At 55.9% G+C, this 9,096-nt stretch carries 7 protein-coding genes; 3 read left to right on the top strand and 4 right to left on the bottom strand.

The window, feature by feature from the left end:
- Positions 1 to 117: 117 nt before the first annotated feature.
- The 4 genes from K5905_RS02125 to K5905_RS02110 form a co-directional block, all read right to left on the bottom strand.
- Positions 118 to 1,908, bottom strand: coding sequence for an FAD-dependent oxidoreductase (locus tag K5905_RS02125; protein ID WP_297579770.1), 1,791 nt, complete (start codon positions 1,906 to 1,908; stop codon positions 118 to 120).
- 303 nt (positions 1,909 to 2,211) lie between these two features.
- Positions 2,212 to 3,582, bottom strand: a complete 1,371-nt coding sequence (locus K5905_RS02120) for an aspartate aminotransferase family protein (RefSeq protein ID WP_297579767.1) — start codon at positions 3,580 to 3,582, stop codon at positions 2,212 to 2,214.
- A 21-nt stretch (positions 3,583 to 3,603) separates the two neighbouring features.
- A complete protein-coding gene (locus tag K5905_RS02115; protein ID WP_297579764.1) occupies positions 3,604 to 5,088 on the bottom strand; it encodes an NAD-dependent succinate-semialdehyde dehydrogenase in 1,485 nt (494 codons plus the stop codon).
- 115 nt (positions 5,089 to 5,203) lie between these two features.
- Complete coding sequence (locus K5905_RS02110; protein WP_297579761.1) at positions 5,204 to 5,704, bottom strand: Lrp/AsnC family transcriptional regulator; 501 nt, start codon at positions 5,702 to 5,704, stop codon at positions 5,204 to 5,206.
- Positions 5,705 to 5,769: 65 nt separating this feature from the next.
- Between K5905_RS02110 and K5905_RS02105 the strand changes: the two genes are divergently transcribed.
- The 3 genes from K5905_RS02105 to K5905_RS02095 all read left to right on the top strand — a co-directional run bounded on the left by K5905_RS02105 (position 5,770) and on the right by K5905_RS02095 (position 9,087).
- Entirely contained in the window at positions 5,770 to 7,155 is a 1,386-nt protein-coding gene (locus K5905_RS02105) for a PLP-dependent aminotransferase family protein (protein WP_297579758.1), read from the top strand.
- 266 nt (positions 7,156 to 7,421) lie between these two features.
- On the top strand, positions 7,422 to 8,441 hold the full coding sequence (dctP, locus tag K5905_RS02100; RefSeq protein WP_297579755.1) for a TRAP transporter substrate-binding protein DctP: 1,020 nt from the start codon (positions 7,422 to 7,424) through the stop codon (positions 8,439 to 8,441).
- A gap of 67 nt (positions 8,442 to 8,508) precedes the next feature.
- Complete coding sequence (locus K5905_RS02095) at positions 8,509 to 9,087, top strand: TRAP transporter small permease (protein ID WP_297579751.1); 579 nt, start codon at positions 8,509 to 8,511, stop codon at positions 9,085 to 9,087.
- Positions 9,088 to 9,096 lie beyond the last annotated feature (9 nt).

Below are 9,096 nucleotides of genomic sequence, written 5' to 3'. Positions count from 1 at the left end.
TGACCGGAATGTTCATCCGGAAGATCGCCTTGGCGAACAGGTGGTTGGCCGAGGCCGATCCGGTGCCGTTCACATTCGCGAATTTGACGACGAAGTCGTTGACGCCTTTGATCTGTTTCATTTTGCGCCTCCCAGATCGGGGGCCGCCTTGGCCGTGTTGTAAAAGAACATCTGCATATCCCACGCCGCGGTCGGGCAGCGTTCCGCACAAAGTCCGCAATGAAGGCAGACATCCTCGTCCTTCACCAGTACCTTGCCTGTGGGCAGTTTCTCGGAGACGTAAATCGGTTGTTCCTTGTTGGTGGCCGGAACCAGAAGCTTTTTCCTCAGTTCCCGTTCCGGCGCATTTTCAACAAAACTGATGCAGGTTGTCGGGCAGATGTCCGTGCAGGCATCGCATTCGATGCAATTGTTTGCGGTGAACACGGTCTGTGCGTCACAGTTCAAACAGCGCTCGGCCTGCTGAAAGGCGGTTTCCAGATCGAAACCGAGTTCAACTTCCAGGGTCCGGCTTTTCAAGGCCTTGTCCAGTTCGACCAGTGGCACCGCTTCGCGTTTGTCGTCGACCGGTTCGCTGTCGTAACTCCACTCGTGAATGCCCATCTTCTGACTGACAAGGTTCACATGGGGCGCCGGGCGGACTTTCAGGTCTTTGCCCTGGCAATAGAGGTCAATGGAAACGGCAGCCTGGTGACCGTGAGCAACAGCAGTGATGATGTTTTCCGGACCGAAAGCCGCGTCACCGCCGAAGAAGACATCGGGCCGTGTCGATTGCAGGGTCAGTGAATCGAGCAGTGGCAGTCCGCGGCTGGAGAAATGCACGCCTGTCGATGCTTCGATCCAGGGAAAGGCGTTTTCCTGCCCGATCGCGATCAACACGTCATCGCAAGGAACGAAGACGGGGTCTTCGCCAGTCGGAACCAGTTCCCGCCGATTGTCCTTGTGGTAGACAGCCTTGACCTTTTCGAAGCTCATGCCGACGAGCTTGCCACCTTCGATGACAAATTCCTTCGGGACGTGGTTGTCGAGGATCGGGATGCCTTCGTGAATGGCGTCTTCCTTTTCCCATTCCGAAGCCTTCATGTCGGCGAAAGGCGAGCGGACGATGACCTTGACTTCTTCCCCGCCGAGACGGCGCGATGTGCGGCAACAGTCCATCGCCGTGTTGCCACCACCGAGCACGATCACTTTCTTGCCGACGGATTTAACATGTTCAAAGGCAACATTGGCGAGCCAGTCGAGCCCGATATGGATGTTCTTGTCGCCCTCCTTGCGACCGGGAAGATCCGGCAGATCACGCCCGCGCGGTGCGCCGGTGCCGATGAAAACCGCGTCGTAGTTCTTGTCGAGCACGCTTTGAAGGCTGTCGACGAATGTGTTGAACGTAGCAGCGATGCCGAGGTCGAGCACATAGCCAACCTCTTCATCCAGCACAGTCTCGGGAAGTCGGAAGGATGGAATTTCCGAGCGCATGAAGCCACCGCCCTTGGCCTGAGCATCGAAGAGATGCAGCTCGTATCCAAGGGGGGCCAGATCACGTGCCACGGTCAGCGAGGCGGGGCCACCACCGATCAGGGCGATCTTTTTTCCGTTGGGGTTGCCGGGCTTCGGCAATCGATTGGAAATGTCATCCTTGTGGTCTGCCGCAACACGTTTGAGACGGCAGATGGCGACTGGCTCCTCTTCGACCCGTCCGCGCCTGCAGGCGGGTTCGCAGGGCCTGTCGCAGGTTCGCCCGAGCACGCCGGGAAAGACATTGCTCTCCCAATTGATCATGTAGGCATCGGTGTAGCGCTGTTGCGCGATCAACCGAATGTATTCCGGAACAGGCGTGTGCGCCGGGCATGCATACTGACAATCGACAACCCGATGGAAATATTCCGGGTTGCTGGTATCTGTCGGTTTCAAGCCAGCCTCCTCTCAAGCCGGTAAACCAGTGTACGTCGGTATACATTGAATTTTATTATGTACCTGTTTGTAAAGTCTCGAGTTTTAAAATGAATGTTATTTAATGAAATATACTGAATTACCTTTCGCCTTCTAAAATGGCGAACTGGCTCAATTGCTGTGTTTGCGGAGATTGCTGCGGGATTTAATTGTGATGCGAAGGCGAACATACCGGTTTGCCTTCGGTCGTCATAATTGCAAAAAAAAGAAACGCCGGACGGTGTGAGCCGTCCGACGTCAAAATCCGATTCTGAAGCTGTGTTCTCAATCGAGGACTTCGGTCACCGCTCGTAGCGTCTTTTCAACGACAGCATCGGCTTCAATTTCCGTCAGGCACAGCGGTGGCGCGAAGCCCAGGATGTCTCCTTGCGGCATAGCCCTGGCTATCACACCGTGGCCGAGCAGCGCAGCGGCGATGGACGGGCCTACTTTTTCAGAGGCGTCGAAGAATACCCGGTCGTCCTTGTCCTTGACGAATTCGACGGCGCACAGCATGCCTTCGCCGCGCACTTCGCCAACCTTGGGATGGTCTGCAAGGGCTGCCCTCATGGCCTTGTTCAGGTAAGCGCCGGAAGTTCCGGCATTCTTGACAAGCCCAAGGCGGTCGATCAGCTCAAGGTTGGCAACGCCTGCTGCGGCGCCGATCGGATGGGCCGAATAGGTCCAGCCATGGCCGATGGGACCGTTTTCGTCCGTCCCCTGTTCCAGCACTTTCCAGACTTTGTCGGATATGATCGATCCGGAAAGGGGCGCATAGGCAGAGGTCAGGCCTTTCGCAATGGTGATGATGTCAGGCTCCATCCCGTAGTGGTCCGAGCCGAACATGCTGCCGAGCCTTCCGAACCCGGTGACGACCTCATCGGCAATCAGCAGAATGTCGTGTTTCTTCAATACTGCCTGGATCGCATTCCAATAGCCTTCAGGTGGCGGCACGATGCCTCCGGTTCCAAGAACAGGTTCGCCGATAAAGGCTGCAATCGTGTCGGCGCCTTCACGCTCGATCAATGCGTCAAGTTCGGCCGCGCAATGGTCGGAGAACTGCTGTTCGGACATTGAGGCATCGCCTCGGCGGTAATAGTAAGGCGCATCCGTGTGAATAACCTGCGCTAGCGGCAGATCGAATTTCTTGTGAAACAGTTCAAGACCAGTCAGTGATCCGGTTACCAGACCGGAACCGTGGTATCCACGCCACCGGGAGATGATCTTCTTCTTTTCCGGCCGTCCGAGAATATTGTTGTAGTACCAGACGAGCTTGACGTTGGTTTCGTTGGCATCTGAACCCGACAGGCCGAAATAGACGTGGTTCAAATGTGCTGGCGCCCGGTCGGCAATCATCTTGGCAAGTGTGATGGACGCTTCGGTGCCGTGACCGACATAAGAGTGATAGTAGGCGAGTTCTCGGGCCTGTTCGGCAATTGCTTCGGCAATTTCCTGGCGGCCATAACCGACATTGACGCAGTAAAGGCCGGCAAAGGCATCCAGCAGCTGCACCCCTTCGCGATCTCGAATGTAAACGCCTTCGCCACCTTTAATGATGCGATTGGGCGCTTCGCTGCGGGCGAACTGGCCAAGATGTGTGGAGGGATGAAAAAAGTGGTCGTGATCCCACTGGTCCAGATGATCGTTTCTCAACATGCGGTTTTCCTTTTGATAATATCAGGCCCAGTCACGGCACACATATTTAACGTCGGTGAAAGCTTCCAGCCCCAGGCGTGAGCCTTCGCGGGCAAGTCCGGATTGTTTCATGCCGCCAAAGGGGATCGGAGCACCGGTGACCTTGGTGCGGTTAACGGCAACCATCCCGAATTGCAGGGACCGGCTGGCACGGTAGATACGACGCGGATCCTGGGTGTGAACATAGGCAACCAGTCCGTACTCCGTGTCGTTGGCACGGTTTAGAACCTCATCTTCCGTGTCAAAGGGAGCGATCGCGGCAACGGGTCCAAAGGTCTCTTCGCTCATGATCCGGGCATCCACCGGAACATCGGCGAGAACAGTCGGCTGATAAAAGAGCGGTCCGGCGTCATGACGCTTGCCACCGGTCAGAAGCCTGGCGCCGCGGGCGATCGCATCTGCAACATGCTCTTCCTGCTTTTCAATCGCCTTGTCATTCATGAGAGGACCGATTTCAGGGTCGACAAGACCCGGTCCGACAGTGAGACATGACGTTCTTTCGGCTAGGCGTAGACAGAATTCCTCGTAGACCGGCCGTTCGACAAAGAAGCGGTTCGCCCCCAGACAATCCTGACCGGATGTCGCGAATTTGGCCTTGATCGCTTCGTCGACTGCCTGGTCCAGATCGGCGTCCTGGAAAACAATAAAGGGAGCATGTCCTCCCAGTTCGAGCACCAGTCGCTTCACGGTACTTGCGGCCTGGCCGTAGAGCAGTTTGCCGATGCCGGTCGAACCTGTGAAGGAGACCGCCCGGACCCTCGGGTCTTTCATCCAGGCGCCGACCACGGTTGCAGCGTCTCCCGTAACAATGTTGAAAACGCCTTTAGGAAAGCCCGCGCGTTCAGCCAGTTCGGCTAGCGCAAGCGCCGAAAAGGGCGTTTCACCCGAAGGATGTGCCACCACCGTACAACCTGCCGCAAGCGCAGCGGCTGCCTTTCTCGTGAGCATTGCGGACGGGAAATTCCACGGTGTGATCAGTGCGGCAACCCCGACAGGTTCGCGCCAGACTTCAACTTCCGCATCCGGTAAGTGGGATGTGACATTTTCGATGTTGGGTCGCTTTGCCTCTTCGGCATAGAACTCGACGAAGGAAGCTCCATAATCGATTTCACCTCGGGCTTCCGATATCGGTTTTCCCTGCTCAAGCGTCATGATTAGAGCCAGATCCTCCTTGTGCTGCAGGATCAGCTCGAACCAGCGTCTCAAGATTGCTGATCGGTTCTGTGGCAACAATGAAGACCAATTGGGAAACGCGGCTTGCGCAGCGTCGACGGCCTGCAAGCTCTCGGTTGACGACATGGCGGCAATTTCGCCGAGGACAGAGCCATCTGCCGGATTCGTGACGGAAATCCTTGTCGAAGGCCGGCCGGGGACCCAGCTGCCGTCGATGTAGCTGTCCTGGCGTAGCAGCTCTGGTAGGGACAATGCCCAATCTGTTTCCTTCAGGGCGCGTTTAGCGACAGACATGGCAATCCTCGTCAAGTTGATGAATTGCCTGAAATGTAGTCTCGGAAGGGGAGAGGAAACTGATGAACCGGCAGCGCCATGCAGAAGATTCTTCTGCATTTTCGTCCGATAGCAGTCAGTTCTTCTCATCCGTTGCGGACAGCAGAAGGGAGATGGGAGGCGTTGCGGAGATCTTGACCGGTTTGGTGACGATGTAGGTGAAGTAGCGTGCAAGCCCGGTGCCCGAGCCGAGCAGTTCGTCGATCAAGGCCTGGTAGGTGTCGACGTTGTGCGTAACCACCTGTAAAAGGTAGTCAAATCCGCCGCCGATCGCCCAGCAAGCGGTGATCTCGTCGTAACGTGCGATTGCAGCTTCGAATGTCTGGAAGGTTTCTGCCCGGTGGTTTTCCAGTTCGGCCATGACAAAGGCCGAGACGTGCGGTGCGATGAGCTTGAGTTCCACTTCTGCGTGGTATCCGGAAATGATCCCTGCTTTTTCAAGACGCTTCAGCCGTTCCCAGCATGGAGTTGCAGACAGGTTGACCTTTTCCGCAAGAGCGGCTTTGGACATTCGGCCTTCTTTCGTGAGAAGGGCGAGTATCTTGATATCGCGGTCGTCAAGTTTGATAGCAGCCATGGATACCATCAATGGGCCAGCGCTATAGGCTTGTCAATTGTCCCGAAAAAGGCCATCAATAAATCATGACAATATGGCCCCCAAGACCGGAAGATCTCAAACGTCCGGCATACCGTTCATTGGCGGAAGCGGTAATCCGCGCGGTGGAAGCCGGAGATCTGCGCAACGGCGACAGGTTGCCGACGCATCGTGACCTTGCCTATGACCTGAATATCAGCGTCCAGACCGTCAGCCGCGCTTATGACGAGTTGATCCGTCGGGGGTTCATTGCCGGTGAAGTCGGGCGGGGCACCTTTGTCCGCCTGGAGCGCAACGACACGAAGACCCCCTTTCTTCCAGACCGGCAGCAGGGCGAATTGATCGACTGTTCGATGCTGAAACCGGTTTTTGAGACCCTGCATTCAGAGGCGATGTGCGAAGCACTTGCTGCCTTGAGTGTCGATATGCCCCAATCGGTGATCTCGTCTTTTCGCCCCCTGGGTGCGCTGCGCCGGTATTCCGAACCTTCCTTTGCCTGGCTGGAGCTTTGCGGGCTGCGGCCACATGCACAAAGTCTCTTGCTGACCAACGGCAACACTTCGGCCATGACGGTTGCCCTCATGACCGTGGCCAATCCAGGCGATCTGATCCTGACCGAGGAGCTTGGTCATCACACATTGAAGCCTTTGACGCGCTACCTCGGTCTCCGTTTGCGCGGTCTGACGATCGATGAGGAAGGCATTGTTCCTGCCTCCTTTGTCCGTGAATGCGAAAAGGAAAGTGTGAAGGCGCTTTACCTCATGCCGACCGGCCTCAATCCAACTGCGACGCTGATGTCTGAGACGCGGCGGGCGGAAATCGTTGAAATTGCCCGCGCAAAAGATGTGCTGATCATTGAGAACGATGCCTGGGGGCCGTTGCAGCCGGAGCGTCCGGTGCCGATTGCGGCCATTGCGCCCGAGCGGACTTTCTATTTCACCAGCCTGACCAAATGCATCATGGCCGGTCTGCGGTTTGGGTTTCTCGTCGTTCCGGAAGCTTACGAGGCAGCAGCATCTAACCGTCACCTGGTGACAAACTGGATGGTGACGGCACTTATGGCAGAAATCGGCACGCGTTGGATAACTGACGGAACCGCGCAACGGCTCTGTGGCTGGCAGAGTGTCGCTTTAGCGGAACGAAACCGACTTGCGCGCAAAATTCTGGCAGGGATTCCATTCCACGGAACCGAGACCGGCATGCATATCTGGCTGCCGCTGCCGGCGCCGTGGACCGAGGAAGGGTTCGTGGCGCATGCGACCCGCAAAGGCGTTGCCGTTGGCCCGGGGTCGACTTTCATGACATCCGACATCAATCCCATGGTCGGAGTGCGCATCTGTCTCGGTGGCGTTAACGTATCCGAACTCGAAACCGGCCTCACCATCATCTCGCGCCTTATCCGGAGCCAGCCGGAGCCAGCTCTCCTTAGCTAGGGGATCCTCAATCGGTAGCAAGACCGGGCCGGTCACAAGCGTGACCGGACAGGGGATTTGTCTGTCGATCACAAAAATTGTCATGATTTTATATTTGGATTGACTATTTATTGTCTCTGTTTCAGTTTCTAAAAATCATAACAATATGGGGAATGACCGGAAATACCGACCTGAAGCGTCGGTGACTTCGGGTCGACAATTGCAATCCTGGCTGCGCTGCCAAGGCGGTATTCGGCCGGGTGAGTGAAACTGGAGGAGAAATCCAAATGAAGTCGAACATTCAAAAACTCCTTGGGACTGCAGCAGCAGTGACCTTTCTGGTGGCCGGTGCAGGGACGGCCAATGCCGATAAATGGAAATATGCGTTCGAAGAGTCGCTGACTGAGGTGCAGGGCGTCTACGCGCAGAAATTCAAGGAAGAAATCGAAAAGAATTCCGATCACACGGTTCAACTGTTCCCGTATGGCACGCTTGGGGAATCGGCAGATATCATGGAGCAGGCGCAGGCCGGTATTCTGCAATTCGTTGACCAGTCGCCCGGGTTCACCGGAGCCCTTATTCCGGAAGCGCAGGTGTTTTTCGTGCCCTACCTGCTGCCGACCGATCAGGATCATCTCGGCCGCTTCTACAAGCAGAGCAAGGCGATCAATGAGGATTTCACGAAGCTTTACAGCCAGCAGGGTCTGGAACTTCTGGTGATGTTCCCGGAAGGCGAAGTGGCGATGACCACCAAGTCGCCGGTGACCAGTTGTGAGGATCTGAACGAAGTCAAATTCCGAGTCATGACCAATCCGTTGCTGGTTGAATCCTACAAGGCATTCGGTGCAACACCGACACCGCTACCTTGGGGAGAAGTCTATGGCGGCCTGCAGACCAACATCATCCAGGGTCAGGAAAACCCCACCTTCTTCCTTTATTCCACCAAGATCTACGAAGTGACGGATCACATCACTTATGCAGGTCACAACAACTTCACCACGGCGGTGATGGCCAATAAGGATTTCTTCGACGGTCTGAGCGAGGCAGATCAGAAAGTCGTCAATGATGCCGCGGCAACGGCCTACGACTTCATCGTCGATTACCAAAAAGGTCTGGCGGAGCAGGAACTTAAGAAGATCATGGATGCCAAGCCGGAAATGACGGTGACTGTTCTGAGCGAAGAACAGCGTGCTTGTTTCAAGGAAGCTGCAGGAGCTGTTGAAGCCAAGTTCATTGAAATGACCGGTGACAGCGGTAAAGCCATCCTGGAACAGCTGAAAGCCGATCTCGAAGCGACCAAGGACTGATACGGGCGCAAGAGGTCCGGAGGCGGTGACGTCTTCGGACCCTTGTTCTGCCTGGTGGGAGGATATTGTGGACGTTTCGGAAAAGCACGACCCGCACGCATCGACGTTGCCGGGCATTCTGGGTGTGATTGACACTGTCGTAAGCCGTCTGGAATCCGCCATGCTGGCAGCTGGTGTGCTGCTTATGGCACTCAACACCGTTGCCAACGTTGTGGGAAGGTTTCTGCTTCAGCACAGTCTGTTCTTCACTGAGGAGCTGAACCGGATCCTGATCATCCTGATCACATTTGCCGGCATCAGTTACGCTGCCCGTCAGGGCCGTCATATCCGCATGTCGGCAATTTACGATGCCTTGCCGCCGGGAGCGCGCAAACCTCTGATGGTGCTGATTGCGACAACGACTGCCGTGGCGATGTTTGCGCTGTGTTATTTTTCGATAGGTTACATCTCGAAAGTCGCCAATTCTGGCCGTGTGCTGCCCGCCTTGCAGATCCCCGTCTTCTGGATCTTCCTGTGGGTTCCGGTCGGCTTTTTCATGACCGCCCTGCAATACGCCCTGACAGCCATCAAGAACGTCGTCGCAAACGACATTTATCTCTCCACCCAGGTGCTTGAGGGATATGACGACGACGAGCTGGAAGTTTAGGAGGGCGCT

The sequence above is a fragment of the Roseibium sp. genome (assembly GCF_025698965.1).
Classification (GTDB): domain Bacteria; phylum Pseudomonadota; class Alphaproteobacteria; order Rhizobiales; family Stappiaceae; genus Roseibium.
This window is presented reverse-complemented; position numbering and strand designations above follow the sequence as displayed.

What these genes read in the sequence shown, in the direction of transcription:
- K5905_RS02110 (WP_297579761.1), bottom strand. Translation starts at nt 5,704, where the DNA reads ATGGCTGCTATCAAACTTGACGACCGCGATATCAAGATACTCGCCCTT.
- K5905_RS02120 (WP_297579767.1), bottom strand. Translation starts at nt 3,582, where the DNA reads ATGTTGAGAAACGATCATCTGGACCAGTGGGATCACGACCACTTTTTT.
- K5905_RS02115 (WP_297579764.1), bottom strand. Translation starts at nt 5,088, where the DNA reads ATGTCTGTCGCTAAACGCGCCCTGAAGGAAACAGATTGGGCATTGTCC.
- K5905_RS02105 (WP_297579758.1), top strand. Translation starts at nt 5,770, where the DNA reads ATGACAATATGGCCCCCAAGACCGGAAGATCTCAAACGTCCGGCATAC.
- dctP (WP_297579755.1), top strand. Translation starts at nt 7,422, where the DNA reads ATGAAGTCGAACATTCAAAAACTCCTTGGGACTGCAGCAGCAGTGACC.